The sequence below is a fragment of the Lederbergia citrea genome (assembly GCF_018343525.1).
In the GTDB taxonomy this organism is placed as follows: Bacteria; Bacillota; Bacilli; order Bacillales; family Bacillaceae_C; genus Lederbergia; species Lederbergia citrea.
This window is the reverse complement of the sequence record NZ_JAGYPH010000001.1, coordinates 1128744-1146423: the sequence shown is the minus strand read 5'-3', so window position 1 is coordinate 1146423 and position 17680 is coordinate 1128744. Positions and strand designations below refer to the sequence as shown.

Annotated in this window: 22 protein-coding genes; all 22 read left to right on the top strand. The window is 33.1% G+C overall.

Annotated elements, in window-relative coordinates; all coding sequences use genetic code 11:
- Positions 1–71: 71 nt before the first annotated feature.
- The 22 genes from KHA88_RS05980 to KHA88_RS05880 all read left to right on the top strand — a co-directional run bounded on the left by KHA88_RS05980 (position 72) and on the right by KHA88_RS05880 (position 17147).
- Positions 72–1184, top strand: coding sequence for a kanamycin nucleotidyltransferase C-terminal domain-containing protein (locus KHA88_RS05980; RefSeq protein ID WP_249312925.1), 1113 nt, complete (start codon positions 72–74; stop codon positions 1182–1184).
- 127 nt (positions 1185–1311) lie between these two features.
- Entirely contained in the window at positions 1312–1614 is a 303-nt protein-coding gene (locus tag KHA88_RS05975; RefSeq protein WP_213121564.1) for an HAD family hydrolase, read from the top strand.
- 167 nt (positions 1615–1781) lie between these two features.
- Complete coding sequence (locus KHA88_RS21410) at positions 1782–1970, top strand: SDR family NAD(P)-dependent oxidoreductase (RefSeq protein WP_213121747.1); 189 nt, start codon at positions 1782–1784, stop codon at positions 1968–1970.
- Positions 1971–2102 (top strand): hypothetical protein, encoded by a 132-nt coding sequence (locus KHA88_RS21135; RefSeq protein WP_283247402.1) that lies wholly within the window; start codon positions 1971–1973, stop codon positions 2100–2102. It begins immediately after the preceding gene.
- A gap of 292 nt (positions 2103–2394) precedes the next feature.
- Entirely contained in the window at positions 2395–3066 is a 672-nt protein-coding gene (locus tag KHA88_RS05965; RefSeq protein ID WP_213121563.1) for a 5'-methylthioadenosine/S-adenosylhomocysteine nucleosidase family protein, read from the top strand.
- 139 nt (positions 3067–3205) lie between these two features.
- On the top strand, positions 3206–3943 hold the full coding sequence (locus KHA88_RS05960) for an alpha/beta fold hydrolase (RefSeq protein WP_249312923.1): 738 nt from the start codon (positions 3206–3208) through the stop codon (positions 3941–3943).
- Between the two features lie 182 nt (positions 3944–4125).
- Positions 4126–4575 carry an HIT family protein gene (locus tag KHA88_RS05955; protein WP_213121562.1) on the top strand — a complete coding sequence of 150 codons (450 nt, stop codon included), beginning with the start codon at positions 4126–4128 and terminating at the stop codon, positions 4573–4575.
- A 95-nt stretch (positions 4576–4670) separates the two neighbouring features.
- Positions 4671–5138, top strand: a complete 468-nt coding sequence (locus KHA88_RS05950; protein WP_213121561.1) for an NUDIX hydrolase — start codon at positions 4671–4673, stop codon at positions 5136–5138.
- A gap of 30 nt (positions 5139–5168) precedes the next feature.
- Positions 5169–5420, top strand: coding sequence for an NUDIX domain-containing protein (locus KHA88_RS21295; RefSeq protein WP_346729161.1), 252 nt, complete (start codon positions 5169–5171; stop codon positions 5418–5420).
- Positions 5421–5772: 352 nt separating this feature from the next.
- The gene (locus KHA88_RS05940) at positions 5773–6279 is read left to right on the top strand and encodes a DUF1572 family protein (RefSeq protein WP_213121560.1); all 507 of its coding nucleotides are present in this window, start codon (positions 5773–5775) and stop codon (positions 6277–6279) included.
- Between the two features lie 140 nt (positions 6280–6419).
- Entirely contained in the window at positions 6420–6857 is a 438-nt protein-coding gene (locus KHA88_RS05935) for an NUDIX hydrolase (RefSeq protein WP_213121559.1), read from the top strand.
- Positions 6858–6953: 96 nt separating this feature from the next.
- Positions 6954–7427: an 8-oxo-dGTP diphosphatase gene (locus KHA88_RS05930; RefSeq protein ID WP_213121558.1), complete on the top strand. Its 474-nt coding sequence runs from the start codon at positions 6954–6956 to the stop codon at positions 7425–7427.
- A 100-nt stretch (positions 7428–7527) separates the two neighbouring features.
- Positions 7528–8172, top strand: coding sequence for a hypothetical protein (locus KHA88_RS05925; protein WP_213121557.1), 645 nt, complete (start codon positions 7528–7530; stop codon positions 8170–8172).
- 214 nt (positions 8173–8386) lie between these two features.
- On the top strand, positions 8387–9256 hold the full coding sequence (locus tag KHA88_RS05920) for an SDR family oxidoreductase (RefSeq protein WP_213121556.1): 870 nt from the start codon (positions 8387–8389) through the stop codon (positions 9254–9256).
- A gap of 245 nt (positions 9257–9501) precedes the next feature.
- Positions 9502–10341 (top strand): PHP domain-containing protein, encoded by an 840-nt coding sequence (locus KHA88_RS05915; RefSeq protein ID WP_213121555.1) that lies wholly within the window; start codon positions 9502–9504, stop codon positions 10339–10341.
- Between the two features lie 279 nt (positions 10342–10620).
- Entirely contained in the window at positions 10621–11418 is a 798-nt protein-coding gene (locus KHA88_RS05910) for a hypothetical protein (protein ID WP_213121554.1), read from the top strand.
- 200 nt (positions 11419–11618) lie between these two features.
- On the top strand, positions 11619–11849 hold the full coding sequence (locus tag KHA88_RS21405; protein WP_213121553.1) for a nucleotidyltransferase domain-containing protein: 231 nt from the start codon (positions 11619–11621) through the stop codon (positions 11847–11849).
- Between the two features lie 60 nt (positions 11850–11909).
- A complete protein-coding gene (locus tag KHA88_RS05900; RefSeq protein ID WP_213121552.1) occupies positions 11910–12248 on the top strand; it encodes an aminoglycoside adenylyltransferase domain-containing protein in 339 nt (112 codons plus the stop codon).
- Between the two features lie 192 nt (positions 12249–12440).
- Entirely contained in the window at positions 12441–13040 is a 600-nt protein-coding gene (locus KHA88_RS05895; RefSeq protein WP_213121551.1) for a class I SAM-dependent methyltransferase, read from the top strand.
- Positions 13041–13153: 113 nt separating this feature from the next.
- Positions 13154–13291, top strand: a complete 138-nt coding sequence (locus KHA88_RS05890; protein ID WP_213121550.1) for a hypothetical protein — start codon at positions 13154–13156, stop codon at positions 13289–13291.
- Positions 13292–13348: 57 nt separating this feature from the next.
- Positions 13349–15238, top strand: a complete 1890-nt coding sequence (locus tag KHA88_RS05885) for an ATP-dependent nuclease (protein ID WP_213121549.1) — start codon at positions 13349–13351, stop codon at positions 15236–15238.
- On the top strand, positions 15231–17147 hold the full coding sequence (locus KHA88_RS05880) for a UvrD-helicase domain-containing protein (RefSeq protein ID WP_213121548.1): 1917 nt from the start codon (positions 15231–15233) through the stop codon (positions 17145–17147). Before KHA88_RS05885 ends, KHA88_RS05880 begins: the two co-directional genes overlap by 8 nt.
- Positions 17148–17680: the final 533 nt, after the last annotated feature.

Below are 17680 nucleotides of genomic sequence, written 5' to 3'. Positions count from 1 at the left end.
TCCCATGACAATCGGAAGGTGGCTTTTTAGCGTTTTCTAAAAGAATCGCTTGAAGCGAAGGAGGAATTATTTTGTTTAATGTATTTGAGGTTGCGGACTCTTTGGTAAATCATATCAAATCTAAATGTCCAGACGACATTGCCCTTATCGGTTATTACGGATCGCGCGCACAGGGAACGGCAACTATTCGTTCTGATTTGGACTTTTTCTTCATTCCTGCGACGACTGCTGGTTTCCGCCAAAGTATTCAGTTCGTGGTGAATAATATTAGCTTTGATTTTTGGCCCATTAGTTGGGAGCGAGCGGAAAGAATAGCTGCATTCGAAGAACTTAATGTATCAATCATAGCTGATTGCAAATTATTATATGTTCGTTCTGAAGGCGACCGAAATCGCTTTTTCAAGCTACGCCAAAAGATCACCGATATGACTCATCAAGGAATGGAGTTGATAAATAAAGCTGAATCGCAATTGCGCGATGCGTATATTCATTTATATAACATGAGTCAGTTCGGAGATTCAATGGATATTACCATCTACCGTCATGAAGCCCAAGAGATACTGATAAATGTTCTTTATAGTATCTCTTTGATTAATCGAACATACTTTACAAAAGGGTGGGGCAAAAACACGGAACAAATCATGAATTTTCCATTAAAACCTGAAAATCTTGAACAACTGATGGAAAAAATTACGCGATCTTCTTCGTGCGTCGAAATCCGCGTAGCATGTGAACAGCTAACAAAAAACACGGTTGATTTACTATTGCAACAAAAAGAAGCATATTCCGATGGACCATCCTACCCTGTTCGAATGAAAGGTTTTTATGAAGAGATAAAAGGCATATTGGATAAAGTTCTAACGGCTAGTGAAATGAACGACTACAACTCTGCCTACTTTTGGGCTATCGGTGTGCAAAGTGAAATATCCCGGTTTCTTTATTTCGCTGAAAAAGGACATTGGCCCACCTCATTAGACTCAAGTTTAGATTATCAAAATGTTTACAAGAAATTAGGTTTTCCTGATTTAATCGCAATCCTTGATGCCCGGGATCTATCTCACCTTTTTGAAGCAGTAAAAAGACTTGATTCTTTGTTTGTAAATCACCTCAGAAATCAAGGAGTTGAAATTATTCTATTTAAAAATACTGAAGAATTTAATGAGTTCCTAAAGACTTTTAAATAAATAGGTATATTGGTACTAACGAGACAAGATAGTAGAATTAATTAACTGAGATCCATCAATTATTTGATGGATCTCACCATTAACATTAATGGCTCTATTTATAATATTCGACTGGGGAGACACTCGTATGCGGGATTTTCCTCATTACACAGAACTAATGGGATTAGCTTTAAATAGGGTTGATTTAAGAAAAAACTTCAATCATCTTTTTACATCTCGTGAACTTGGAATACCAAACCTTGAATTCTTCACTAAAATGCTTGGAGATTTAAATCTAAAACCCGAAGAATGCATAATGGTGGGGAATGATTGCGAAATGGATATTATACCTGCAAAGGCTGTTGGTTTACATACGATATTATTTACAGAAGAAAATAATAAAGCAATTTTTAATTATGCCGATTACTTAATTAGTTCGATGATAAAATAAGTGAAGTTATTAAGAATTTTGGCGGTGTTAATAAAACAAATCTGTTTTAATTTTACTTTGAATAATCCTGATATTGTGAAAAGATACACTTAAGCTTAAACGGGTGCTTTACTTCAAGAAAGAGTAATGCCTTTTTTCTATTTGACTAGAGGGACAGTTTAGCTTAAATCTGTTTTACTAAAGGAAATTATCTTAAGCTTATAGAAAAAAGAATTTTAAATGTTTCGTCTGGAGCGTCGTTCAATTTATCATCTGGTGGAAGTTGCTATTCCACATCGAAATCTGGACTAGAAACGTTTACGAAAAGTATTGGGATAGAGAAAAGTAATGTTAAGATAATGGCCATTAGACCTTGAATGGTTGATACATATATGCACAGAAATACTGAAAATAAAAAAACCTTAAAAACATCTGAGTACGCAGCTGATCGAATAATTACATTTTTATTTGAAAGATTTGAACACGGGAAAGCAGTAAAAGCTTGGTAATATACGCCCCAATTATCTATTCCAGACCATGTGACAAATCAAAAATACCGGAAAATGCAATCAAAGGGCAATCCATCCATTTTCAATTTTCATTTGATGACGGTAAAACTTGGGTGGATCCAAAACCCATTACCAGGGCTCATGATGATTCAATTACGGATGTTACCCAAATAATGGAGTGCCACCATCGTTATTGTATTTTCTTAGTTAATCTTTGCGTTTCTATGCACTTGGACTGGAATTGCTAAAGTGAATAATAGTGATAAATAATATTTGTAGGGTGGATAATTCGATGATAGGAATAAGTATAGCAACGAAGTGGGAATATGAAGCGACATTGGAATACTTTGGCATAAAAGATAACGAACGTGTCGGTTATCCTTATGGCGAGTATTTCTTAAGGATATTTAATGATGCTGAACTTGTTTTTTATAGTACCGGAGTAAGAAAAGTAAATGGTGTTGGTGGTAATCAGTATATGATTTCTAAATTTAATTTAACTAAGATAATCGTTGCTGGAACATGTGCTGGAATAGATGATAAGTTCAATAATTTGGATATTTTTGTGCCCGATAAAGCCGTTCAATATGATTGCACAGTAAAAGAAATAGAGCCTTTTATTAAACAATCCTTCACAGTCGATATTGATCTATCAAAATATGGAAATGATTTTTATACCGGAACAATTGGCACCGCTGATAAAGCAGTAGTTATGTGGAAGGACTATTTAGAACTTAAAGAAAACGAAATAACAATAGCCGATACAGAATCGGGTGCAATTGCTTATATCTGTAAGAAGAATGATGTTGAGTGCATTATTATAAAAGGAATATCTGATTTTCCAACAGATGAAAGTGATTCTGATAAATTCGAATCGAACATTGAACAAATTAATGTTTATTTAGAAAACACCCCCAAAGTTATGAACAAAATATATGGCGATTATTTAAATAGATTTATTTAAATGAATTTAAAGTTAGATAGATTGTGATTGGTGATGAAACTTCTCTTTTATTGAACTATCGCGGCAGATTAACGGAACAAGAAGGAGATCCTAAGTTCTTTGTGGAAAAGCTTTATATAAAGTTTTTTTGGAGGAAATGATGGGTATCAATATTATCGGTAAAAAGTTGAATATTGATGGAGTAAATTTATACTATGAATACTCGGAAAGTTTAGCTAGTAATCCGACCATTGTATTTGAATCGGGGTTCGGTTGGAATCTAAATAATTGGCTTCCGATTAAGGATGAAGTATCAACATTTGCAAATTTATTTATGTATGACAGAGACGGTATCGGAAAGAGTGACAGAAGTGAAAAGCCAAAACATAGTTTGCAAATTGTTGAAAACCTTAGATGCTTGCTGAAAAAGGCAAATATAAAAGCTCCTTATATCTTAGTAGGACATTCATTTGGAGGAATAATTATCAGATTGTATGCAGGTAAGTATCCAGAAGAAGTAGCTGGAGTTATACTCATAGATTCTTCCCACGAAGATCAAAATATAAAAATGGTTCCTTTTTGGGATAAAGAATTACAAGAAGACTATTTTAAAGGGTTTTCACTTGAAAGTTCACTTAGTACATTTGAGGAAAGCTTAGAACAAGTAAGATCTGTAAATTCACTTGGGACCATCCCATTAACCGTTTTAACAGGTGGTTCACAACCACATCATACACCCGAATCTTGGGTTTACTGGACAACATTTCAAAAAGAGTTGGTTAATATGTCTTTAAATAGCAAACATATTATTGTGGAAAATGCTGGCCACGCTATTCATATTGATAATCCGAATGCAGTTGTAGAGGCTATTAGAGAAATGGTTATGAAAATAAAATAAGGATAGGTGAGATTTCTTGTAATATGGGAATCTCCTTATTTATGTAACAGGTGCTTTACTTCAAGTTAAGATTCTTTATTTTTTAACGAAAGGACAGATTAGATTAACAATTTTTAATAAAGGCATATAGGAGTACAGTCGAATTGGTATTCATTAGTTGAATACTTTAGGAGGGGTCCATAATGGAGGATTGTTTAATTTGTAATCGGATTAAAATGATAAAGGAAAGCACCAATAAATACTTTGTAAAGGAACTCGAAACAGGATATGTTGTCATTGGGGACCATCAATATTTCAAAGGTTATACGCTCTTTCTTTGTAAGGAGCATCGGAATGAACTACACGAATTGGATAGGGGCTTTAAAGAAAAGTTTCTTGTAGAAATGAGTAAAGTATCCGAAGCAGTGCATAAAGCTTTTATGCCCATTAAATTAAATTATGAGCTCTTAGGCAATGGCGACCCTCATATACATTGGCACATTTTTCCTAGAAGCGAACAAGAGGCAAATCCGACCCACCCAGTCTGGTGGACACCCAAAGAGCAAATGTATGCAGAAAATGTGAAACCAAATGATGAAGAACTAGAAACATTAAAATCACTTTTATTAAGTGAGTTGGATAAACTTATATAACAGAAAAATGACAAACCCCTACTTGATTAGCAGATTTAGCTTATTAATCTATCTTAAATAAAGAATAGAAAAGAAACAATTTAAAAGGAGAAAAAATGGATTACATAAAACATTTAAGAAGTATGGTTGGTAACGAAAAAGTGATAATGGTGGTGGCAGGTGCATTTGTATTTGATAAAGAAAATCGTGTGCTTATGCAAAAACGTACTGATAATGGACAATGGGGATTTCCAGGCGGGTTTATGGAATTAGGTGAAAGCGTTCAGGATACTGCTAAGAGAGAAGTTTACGAGGAAACGGGGCTTCTCTTAGATGAACTTGAATTATTTGGGATTTATTCTGGTCCTCAATATGACAAGACATTTTCTAATGGAGACCAAGTAGCATTGGTGCAAATTTCATTTATTTGTAAACGGTACAGTGGGGAGTTAGTTGAAAGTAACGAGGAGTCTATACAGAATAACTTCTTTCCGCTTGAAGAACTTCCAGAAAATATATTTACCGATCATAAAATGTTGGTTGATGATTTATTATCTAAAAAAGCACTTCCGATTATTGGTTAAAAATTAAACGGCTTTTTGCAGGAGGTAAGAATGGAATATTTTAAACAATTACGCTCATTTGTTGGACACAGTCCGCTTATATTACCAGGGTCATTAGTTATTGTATTGAATGAAAAGAGACAGATACTTTTACAGAACATAACTGATGGTACGTGGGGCTTACCTGGAGGCCTTATGGAAATAGAAGAATCTTTGGAAGATGCGGCTAGAAGAGAAGTCTTTGAAGAAACAGGGTTAAAAATAGATACATTAGAATTAGTTAATGTTTTTTCCGGGCCGTGATTACTTTCAGAAACTTTCCAATGGCGATGAATCATATTTTATTTCTTCCTTGTATATGACAGATGATATTTCAGGGGAAATTATACTCGAAGAATCTGAATCCAAGGAACTTAAATTTTTCAACATAAATAATATTCCTGAACCAATGAATCAGATTTATAGAGACTGTATTAATGCTTATATTGTTAAATACACAATCCCGCAATAAATAATGTTTGAAAATATTAAACTGTCAATGATGTAAGTGGAAAATAGAATTTAACGAGGCAAGTTAGCTAAGAATGGAATTTATTTTACCATGTAGAAATAAGTATAATCGTATTTCAAATTAGTACAGAAAGTAGGTAGCTCATTGGATATTTCGATCTTACTTATTGATAGTATGTTGGAAAAGTTTATATCTGAAAAAAAGTGGGTCTATCAAGCGATTGATCAATTATCAGAAGAAGACATTGTATGGCATCCAACTCTGGAGAGTAACAGCATAGCAAATCTAATATCCCATATAAGGGGAACAGTACATCAACGACTTGAAACAGTATTTTTTAATGTAGCAGATGAAAGAGATAGAGATAAAGAGTTTGAGCGAGGACTTCATTTATCAAAAAAAGAAGCTCTTACACTTGCTAATGAATCATTTGATGTAATCATTCAGATTTTAGAAGATGTTAGATTAAAACCCCAATTGTTAGTGTCGCAACCTCATCTGAATATGCCTCCACTTACTTTTAGTGCCAATAGCAACGAATCAACATTACTTGATATGATGGTACAAATGGTGCGAGAAGTACATAACCATACAGGGCAAATTATGTACATAGCAAAAATGAGGAAGGGACAGTTAGAGTGGGTTTATTAAGTTTAGTATGTTTAAAGAACCTTTTGAAACAGAACGCTATTTCTTGAACTAACAATTGCGTTGATTCAGGAAGGATTAACGCTTTTTTTGTTGAAGTTATTAATGATCGTGGCAGTTTAATTTAAGTAGGGGGGCATATCGTGCAAGGATATAATGTTTTAATGATTTATAACAAAGATATGAATCAATTGCTAATGTGCAAACGATTGAGGGATCCCTATAAAGGATTAAGTAATTTAGTAGGAGGGAAAATCGAGGTTGGGGAATCTGGTATAGAATCTGCTTACAGGGAACTCTTTGAGGAAACTAGTATATCTAAAGAGGATGTTAATCTCCATCACTTAATGGACTTTAAATATTATTTGCAAAATTGTTATGTTGAAGTTTATGTTGGCAGATTAAAGCGAGAGGTAAGGGTTTCGGTAGATGAAAATGTTTTATATTGGTCTAATTTGAATAAAGACTTTTTTGATATGTCTCTTTATGCTGGTGAAGGAAACATTGGCCATATGGTAGAGCAAGTAAATATGGTCAAAGATAGTTTATTATCTGATAAAAACATCTTGGCTGAAAAATAAGTTTTCTTAGCAGTAAACCTTATTGTTCATACAGGGTGGTTTGGTGAAAAAGGAATTGGAAAAATACGATAAAATTGAAAAAACTTAGGGGGACCAATGAGTAATTCTGTAAATCATAAACTGTGGACTATTTGTATGATTCAAAAGGAAGATAAGATTTTACTACTTGATAGACAACACGATAATTTTAAAGGATTTATTCCACCAGGTGGCAAAGTTGAATTTCCTGAAAGTATAGTAGAAGGTGCAATTAGAGAAGTAAAAGAAGAAACTGGATTGGAGGTAAGTAACCTGATTTTTAAAGGTCTTTATGAATATGTAAATCCAGTTGCTAGGGATCGATACATGATTTTTAATTACATTACAAAGGATTTTAAAGGAGAACTAATTGAAGATGCACCAGAAGGAAAGGCTGTTTGGGTAAATATAAAGGAAGCATATAACATTCCGATGCAGGAATCTATTCGAAGAAGATTCCCTTTATTCTTTGAAGATGGGACATTCGAAATACAAGTTGAATGGAATCATGCAGAAAATAAAGAGGGAAAAGTTACAATAAAGAATACATAAATGAAAATGTTGTTCTATTATCGTTTGTTATTTCTAGAATGATAATGGTTTTAAATGCGGAAATATTGTGTAAATTACTTTTGATGGAAGGTGTGTATGAATGAAAATATTAATAATACAACCAAAACTTGAAAAACATATTGAACAACTCGAAGATGAACTAAATAAAAACCCTGATGTTGATATAGTCATTTTTCCAGAGGGGTATTTAAATGAAAATGTTAAAAAAGCCTGTAATATAGCTAAAAGATATAATACTGTTTTAATCGGAGGTCACAGAAGGCTACAAGAAAATCCAAAAGACAGAGTTTTATTAATTAATCGCATGGGTGAGGTAATTTTAGATAGGGTAAAGTATAGTAAAACATCTTTTGTAGTAGTAGAGGGTTTGAAAATTGGTCACATTCTTTGTGATGAGTTAATAGTCCAAGGCATTAAGGGTAAAGAATATAATCACGTTGACTTAATTGTACATCCAATTGGTGTAGGGATGTTTAGCAATGAACAGTTCGAAGAATGGATTAAAGAAGCAACAATTGTCGCAATCAAATATAAAACAATGGTTATTGGGACTAGCCACGCTGATGGTTCATTTGGAGATACAGGTGTTTCTATACCTATTGCTTATTGTATTGACAAAGATGGTTCAGTTGTTTTTATATCGCAGAATGATGTCCGATCTCGCATTTTAATTTTTGAAACAAAAAAAGTGACAGTTCTAAGCGATTCTTTAAGATTGGAATAGATATAGTTTGATAAGAGTTGGCAATATAAAAAGTGCTTGTAAAAAAAATGCACTTAAACGGAGCAGGTCTTAAAAAAGAGAAATGCAATTTGTTATGTAATGTAAGAATTTAGTGAAAAAATCCCCTCTTTAATTTAATCATGATATAAAACGAATATACGTTCCTCATCGAAACATTTAATGGATGACACTTATTGAAAGGTATGTGGTAAATTTGAATTCGTTAAAGGGAAAAATTGCAGTTGTTGCTGGTGGAACTCGTGGGGCTGGTCGTGGTATTGCTGTTAAATTAGGTGAAGCGGGAGCCGTTGTTTATGTGACTGGAAGAACCACTATTAGTAATCAGTCACCTATGAGACGTAAAGAAACAATTGAAGAAACAGCGGATTTAGTAACTAAAGCAGGTGGAGTTGGGATTCCTATAAAAGTAGATCATACTGTTGAATCAGAGGTTGTAAGTTTATTTAAACAAATCAAAAAAGAACAAGGGCGATTAGACATACTTGTCAATGATATTTGGGGTGGGGATCCCCTTACTGAATGGGGAAAACCAATTGGAGAACATGACTTGGATAAAGGTCTTCAAATGCAAAAACAGGCTGTTCAATCACATATTATTACAGCTCATTATAGTATTCCTTTATTTAAAGAAAATAAAGGTGGTCTTATCATTGAAATTACAGATGGTATTGATTACAAACCTCGAGGTAACTTCTATTATAGTCTAGCAAAAATATCTAATATACATATGGCTCAAGCAATGGCACAGGATCTAAAAGACTACAATATAATTTCAATTGCAGTTACCCCAGGGTTTTTAAGATCAGAGGCAATGCTTGAGCACTTTGGTGTTACGGAAGAAAATTGGAAAGAAGGAGCTCAAGTCGATCCGCATTTTATTGCTTCTGAATCACCTTATTACATTGGGGAAGCAATAAAATGTCTCGCCTTGGACCCTACCCTTGCAGATAAAACTGGTGAGATTTTTAGTACGTGGAAACTTTCCGAGATTTATGGGTTTAAAGATATTGACGGATCACAGCCACATTGGGGAAATTACTTCCAAAATAATGTAGAAAATTAAATTGAATTTGTAACTCTTGTTGAGCTAACAGAGGGGGCTAGCCTGACTTCAATGAAATAACAAAAGCAGAAATAGAGTTAGTTGGAGTTTTTAAATTAGAAAATACCGAAAAACGATATCTTGCTTCTCAAGCGATAACTAACAAGAACGAAGAAAAGTCCATGACCGTCACGATATCATACAACTAATCAATATATAAGAAAAAAGGAATTAGACATTTAATTACAAGTTAAGGTGAAATTATAATGTATGCAGATTTACACATTCATTCACACTATTCCGATAGTACACGTTCTCCTGAGGACATTGTTAAGAAGGCAAGAGAGCTCGGCATTGACTTATTATGTGTAAGCGACCATAACACAACGGCAGCTTATAACGAGCTTATACCTTTGTGTAAAGCGAACCAAATTAAATTAATTCGAGGAGCAGAAATCTCTACCTCTTTTGAAGATAAAGAATTTCATGTCCTCGCTTATGGCTTCAATTTTGAAAATAAAGAGATAATTGATATTTGCAAACAATGCGAGACGGTTTATGCTGATATTGATTTAGAATTAATAAAAAAGATAAGTGTTGACTACAAGGAAATAAATATAGAAGATTTTAATTCTTACAATCGAAGTCTAAAAAACGGTGGTTGGAAAGGTATTGACTACCTAAAGAGCAAAAACTTAGTTATTGATGTTCCTAGTTATTTTAAGCTCATCAGTGATTATAATATTAAACCAAAAAATTCATTTCCATCAATAGAATATGTAATAAATGTAATACATAATGCAAATGGTAAAGCAGTTATTGCCCATATCGGAGAAACGATGAGGAATAATCTTTTTGAAATAGAACCTCGTTTAAAAAAACTTAAAAACATGGGCGCAGATGGCTTTGAATGTTATTACACAACTCATACAGAAGAAACAACAAATGTTCTTATAGACTTTTGTCAAAAAAATAATATGTTAATAACCATAGGCAATGATGACCATGGTGGATTTAACAATAGGTCAAATATCATATATGAAATGGGGGCAATTAAGGTTGATTTTAGTAAGTTGAATTTGAAAGATATTGAGATTTTGGGTTAACTTTAATAACCATAAATGGTAGCACAAAACAGGCTTTTTTCATTATAATAAGCTTAACAAGAAAAATTGAAAAAACGGTTCCTAAACGTTGTAAAGGAACCGTTTTTTCAATGGTCTAATTTGCTTAACGTTGTAAATCAGCGGAATTTCCTGACGACCTCATTACTTAGAGGGTTTCGTCAGAAAACGTATAGGATGCAGGATGAAAATATTTTTTTAACAGCTTAATAATAATTTATACAATTGTGATTATGGTAGATTCTATTTAGGGGTGGTAATATGTTTGGGTATATTCCGGAATTTAAAGATTATTATATTAAACTTTTAAACTTAGCCGATTTCGATTCAAATTCAAGTGGCGGTAAAGTGGATTTTAAGTATCATATACATAATAGTGAAGAATTAAAAATCTTAAGGGAGAAATATGATCTAGAAAAAATCGCTGGTAACGGTAATGAACTATCACAAATACTAAATCTTATGTATTGGGTAAGCGAGAAGCTGCAGCATGGAAATGTAATGCCACCACTTCCTTGTAATGCATTACATATATTAAACTTAATTGATAGTGAAACAATTAATGTTAATTGCTATGCCATTGCAACCGTCCTAAATGAAGTTTTTCTTAGTATGGGCTTTCGTTCCCGGCGTGTTCATTGTCGCCCTTACGATGCTTATGATATGGACAGCCACGTTGTAACCATAGTCTACTCTGAAACGTTAAGGAAATGGCTGTATTTAGATGCCTCTTGGGGTATATATGTTAAAAACAGTCACGGTGATTTATTAAGTATTGATGAGTTTCGACATTATCTAGCAAATAATCTTGAGGTTAGAATAAACGGCAATGAGGAAGTTTCAAGCGAATTTTATATTGGATATATGGCAAAAAATCTTTTTTGGTTCATGTCTCCATTGGAAAGTAAATTCAATTACGAAGTGGTTCAAAAAGAAAAGGAATACGCTCTCTTATTGCCAAAGTTCTATGAGCCGTTGGAATTAAGGAATGAATCCTCTGGTCACTATAAAGTCCAAGTAATTAGAAATCAAGATTATTATTGGGGTATTCACGAGTAGGGATTGAAATAAATATTAGTTCCTTTTTAAATACAGTAATATGGGATGTTGACAAAGAACTTTATGGGTATATTTAAGCAATTAATATTTGAAATAGATAAGGTGCTGATTTCTATTGAGTGGATACGACTGGAATAATTGTCCCATAGAAATAAAAATGCAGATTGTAAACATAAGGGATTTTTTACATCACTCCTTGCTTGAGCGAAGAATTAATTGGAATTTATCTTCATGGCTCTATGTGTTTAGGTAGCTTTCAACCTTCCCATAGTGATTTAGATATAATTGTAATTACGAAAAAAACACTAAATGCTCCTCAACGGTTACATTTAATGAATGGATTGTTGGAATTGCATAAAAAGCCATCACCTATCGAATTAAGTATTTTGTGTTTTTCAGACCTTAGTCCATGGAGACATCCAACCCCTTAGGAGTTTCACTTTAGTGAGTACTGGTGGCCAAAATTTGAGGTTATAGCTAGGGAAAATGACTTGACATTCTGGGAATTTAATGAGGTATATACGGACGGAGATATAGCATGTCACGTAACTTTAATTAACCAAAGCGGTATTTGTATATACGGTAGAGCCATAAGTGAGATATTTCCTTCAGTACCCGAAAAAGATTTCTGGGACTCAATTTTTTGGGGAGTAGATTATTTCAGCAAATTAGATGGTGAGCCTCTCATTCCGGGGATTCTTACACTTCTTAGGATTTGGTCTTACAAAGAAAACAAAGCAATATATTCAAAAGCACAGGCAGGTGAATGGGCAATTGGATTAGTCCCCTCACAATACCGTTACATCGTTGAAAATGCTGTAGATGTTTAAACAGTAATGCTAAGATCAAGGGCTTTGCAGCCTCTGATCTGGATGATTTAAGGCACTATGTTATTAAACAAATCAAAGAACCGGCATTGAACTAACTGGTTCTATTCATAAATAAGCTACAAAGCTTATGTTATTCCAGAAAGAATCTGTTTAGCTTGGGAAGAGAAATGAAAACAGAGGGAGAAACAACCAATGAATAATAATATGGATGAAAAATTATTTCAATTTTATCTTGAACTTAAAAGTCCCGAAGCTGGTGTATGGAATACCTCTCCTCAATGTATACACACGGAATTAATAACGAGAGATTATATGAGAAAATCCTTTGTGGTTACAGAAGGAATGGAAGTTTGTAATGTGGGAGTTGGTACAGGTGACTGGGATGATTACCTGGGTTATTGGTTAAGAGATAAGGGGAAATTAACAAGCATTGAAATCGACAATGAAATATGTGAAATATTTGCATATAGACAAGTTAGGGAAGAACACCCAAATCCTTCTAAAGCTATTTGTAAAAGCATTTTCGATACTGATCTACCTGAAGAAAAGTTTGATATTGTTACACTTATTGGCTCAGCTATTAATGAAATAGGTGAATTCCAAAAATGTCTAGATGCCTGTTTTAGCTTATTAAAACAGGGTGGGTACCTTATGTTTATGGCAAACTTAAAATACTCCCCTTTTGAGATGATAGAGGATTACATAAGAAAAACGGATCGTCACTTAGAAACAAAGGATATTTACGATGATTTTCCTGAATATCCGTTTTATATTTGTAAAATTAAAAAGTGATCAACTCTAGAGTGCATTTCTTTAAAAGAGAATGGCACCCTAGCTTAGTGATGTTATAAACGCATGAAAAATAAAAATATAAACCCCGTTATAAACATAAAGGTGTGGATTTTATGGAGAGACTAACTACAGCACAAATTGAGAATATCATAAAAGATAAGATTAATAGTCGTGAAATAATTGATGATTCGAAATTTGGTGTATTTGGTGCATTGGACAATGAAAGGCAGGATCTTAAGAAAAAGCAATGAAGTAAGTACTAGTCTTAATAAATATTACTTGAAAAGAAAACAAAAGGAGTATAAAAAATGTACCTTTCAGAAGTGTGTATAAAAAATTTCCGTAAATTCGGAGAACCAGGGCTTTATTTAACCCTAAATAAAGGATTTAATTTGTTTGTAGGAGAAAATGATTCTGGGAAGACGACGATAATTGACGCAATTAAACTAGTCCTAGGCACCCAAAGTAATGATTTTAGTAAGATTGAGACTGATGATTTTCATATTCCAAATAAAAATTCTCCTGAAAAAGAAAGGGCTAAAACTCTAGAAATTTCTTGTATCTTACGGGATATCTCATTAGATGAAGCAAAACATCTATTAGAATGGTTATCGTTTGAAAAAGCAAACGGACAGACAGTGTACGTACTTCATATTACTTATTTTGCTAAAAGAGATGGTAAAAAAGTGTTTTATGACGTAAAGGCTGGTATTGGGGATGGGGGGAAGTTATTAAACAGCGAAGCAAGAAATAGAATAAGGGCTACTTATCTAAAGCCTTTAAGAGATGCTAATACTGAATTAGCGCCTAGAAAAAATTCAAGGCTTTCAAATATTCTAAACAGTCATTCTGCATTTGAAAATGAGGATAGTCATTTTTTACTTGAAACCTTTAAAGAAGCGAATAAAAAAATTGATTCTTATTTTAAGGGAAAAGATTTAAATAATGAAGATTTACCAGACCAGCTTGGGAAAAATCTTTTAGAAGAAATTAATACATATCTTAATAAGTTTTCGAACAAAAATAACGTTTTAGAATCAAGTTTTCGAGTCTCAGACTTAAAATTAAGAAACATACTTGAACGGCTTACATTGGAATTTGAAAGCTCAAAACCAGGGCTAGGTTCACATAACATCTTATTTATTGCAGCTGAACTTTTATTGTTGAAAAGGGAAGAATTTGATGGTCTAAAGTTAGCCTTAATTGAAGAGATTGAGGCTCATTTGCATACCCAAGCTCAAATTAGACTCATCGAGTATTTACAGGAAGAAGCTGAGAACTCAAAAATCCAACTTATATTAAGTAGTCATAGCACTGCTTTATCTTCAAAAATAAAATTGGAAAATTTGTTCATATGTAACAATAACAATATTTTTTCAATGAGGTCCGACGAGACCGAGTTACTAAAAGGGGATTACTTATTTTTAGAACGGTTTCTAGATGCTACGAAGGCGGACATGTTTTTTGCACAGGGAATAATTATGGTAGAAGGTGATGCAGAAAATTTAATTTTACCGTCCTTAAGTAAAGTTATTGGGAAACCATTTTCACAATACGGTGTAACGGTACTAAATGTGGGGAGTACGGCATTTTTAAGATATTCGAGGATTTTTAGACGGAAGAATAGTGAAAATGGTTTATTTAATATTCCTGTAGCTTGCGTGACAGATTTGGATATAGATACTGATGAATATATAAGTAATGAAGGATTAAGCGAAGCTTACAATGAGAAACGACAGGAGAAAAAAGCTAGTATTGTTGAAAGATTAGATGGACAAGTTGTCCAAACCTATGTTTCACCTTATTGGACGCTAGAACATGATATTGCTTTAAGTGAACTTCGGCCACTGCTATTGAAGGCAATTTTGCAAGCGAAGAAAATCCAAAATAGTGATAAGCATGGACTAACCGATAAGAAAAATGAAGTAGTTGAAACTGAAATAAAAATCTTAAATGCTTCTTGGAAGGAAAGGAACTATACTGATTTTCAAATAGCTTATGATATTTATAAAAATATAGTAACCAAAGAAAGCAATAAAATATCGAAGGCAATTATAGGTCAGTGCTTTGCCACTTTAATTGAAGAGTATAAAGACAAGGAAGAATTAAAAGAGATAATCTTAAGGGATAAGAAATTAAAGTATTTAGTTGAAGCTATCAATTATGCGACTTCCCAAGGAGGTCATAAAAATGATTGAAATTACAAATGAAGATATAGATTCAATCGAAAAGATATTGCTGCCTTATGGAAGTAAATTTGATGATGATCATAGGAAGGTTATTAAAAATTTAAAAACGGTTGATATAAAAGCATGTCCTGGAAGTGGAAAAACGACGACCCTGATTGCAAAGCTATTAATTCTTGAAAAGAAACTTCCGTTAAAAAATAATCAAGGGATATGTGTGTTAACGCATACGAATGTTGGAGTAAATGAAATTAAAGAAAGAAGTAGTAATCAAGAGGAGAGTAAGCTTTTCCAATATCCCAATCACGTATCAACTATACAGGTATTCGTTAATAAGTACTTAGCAATCCCATCTTATAAACATTTTTACAACGACAATGTTTATAGTATTGATCAAGAGACATATAGTGAAAGCTTTAATAGAGCCTTTTTAAAAATTCCATGGAAATACCGAACGAATATTAACCGAAAATATAAAACTGATGATCTGTGTAATAAGTTGAATTTTGGTTTAGAAGACGATGAATTTATTTATATAGGAAATAAGAAATTAAGTGATGTATATAATGAGACTTCAGATACTTTTAACTATTTAAAAGGGCTTAAGAATGATCTATTTAATAAAGGGATCCTTTCATATCATGATGCATATGTATTGGCTTTTAAAATATTAAAAGAATTCCATGAAATACGGAATTTAATTTCTGCTAGATTTAGGTATTTATTTATGGACGAAATGCAAGATACCTCCAGTGTCCAGATGGAATTATTAAACCGTGTCTTCGATAAAGAACAAGTGAGTATTCAATGTATTGGAGATGAGAATCAAGCAATATTCGAAAACTCAAGTGGTGAATTAAGCTGGAGGCCAAAGAATGCTCTTTCTTTGGCTAAAAGTAAACGATTTTCAACATCGATTGCAGAATGCGTCGATAAAGTATGTATTAAACCACAAAATATAGAAGGAAACCAGAATATAAACAATATACCACCTATAATACTTGTATTTAATGATTCAACTATTAACAAAGTGTTACCGACATTCTCAAAAATAATTATTGATAACAACCTACATAACAATGATCGAAAGATTTTTAAGGCAATTGGCAGGGTTGCTAAAGTTCACAATGAAGGGTACATTACGATTCCAAGCTATTTCCCGTCTTATATTAAAAGTGGGAATGAGAAAATTAAAAGAAGTTACAAATCTTTAGGAGGATATTTACAGGCAATTTCACAGTTTGAAGATCTTAATGTGAGTGGTTGCCGCAAACTAATAATAAATTGTTTGTTGCATACAATGAGAATTGAGAATATTAGAATTGAAGGTAAATGGTACTCAGAAAGAAAGCTTGTAGAGAAGCTAGAGGAAAAAAATAAAGTTGTGGTAGTTAATTTAAATAGACATATAGCAAGATGGGTATTAAAGATTCAAAATGCTGAAGCCATCAGTGGTGAAATATCTACATTTATTATGGAAAAATTTATACCCTTTTTTAAGGGGAATAAGCAAATAAGTAATGATCTGAAAGAATTTTGCAACAAAGAAGCAGATGAACCTAGTGAAAATTCAGTTGTAACAAATCAGTTAAATACAGTTACCTATCAAGATGCAAATAACAATGATGAAATAAAAGTTAACCTAGATACAGTTCATAATGTAAAGGGAGAAACACATACAGCAACGCTATATCTAGAGACATATTTTAAGCAATATGACCTAATGAGAATAATGCAATATTTAAAGAAAAAACATATTACTCCAAAAGGTAAAGAGCTGCCAGAAGCTTTAAGTATATCTTATGTTGGGTTTACTCGACCTACTGATCTTCTTTGTTTGGCTATGAGGCACGAAACCATCGATGGAAATGAGGAAGATCTTAAAAAGGCGGGGTGGCAAATAAGATATCTATTAGATTGAGGAATTGAAAGGTGGATCAAGGAACTGTTGAGTGGCAATGAAGTTTACTTCATTTAAAGTGACCGATTCTTTAGTTATCAATAAGATCCATGGTGCATCGTATATGGAAGGTATGGCTACAACCAACTTTATCCAGTAGTGGCCGCATAGCGTACCCCATCATTGTAATAGTTTTACAGATTAAATAATTATTAGAATTGATGCGTGTCGAATGTTTTTTTGACACCCTAATAACGGTTCAAACCGTTGATACATCAATATTTATAGAGGGAGGTTTTTGTTTGATTCATTATCGAAAGAATTTGGAATTGCATCCGACAACATCAGTCAGAGAGGCATCGCCGCAAGTACGGGTAACTCGCGTCCGATGGTTATGAAGGTGATTGAGAGGGCTAATAAGACAGCTTTAAAGGTAAGCGTTTTTTGCTTCAAAAAAACAATTTTAATCATTACACATTTAAGTTACTAATTGAATCAATTTCATAATTTAACACCTTAGAGTCCCAAGGCTTTTGAGACGTAAAAAAAGGAGT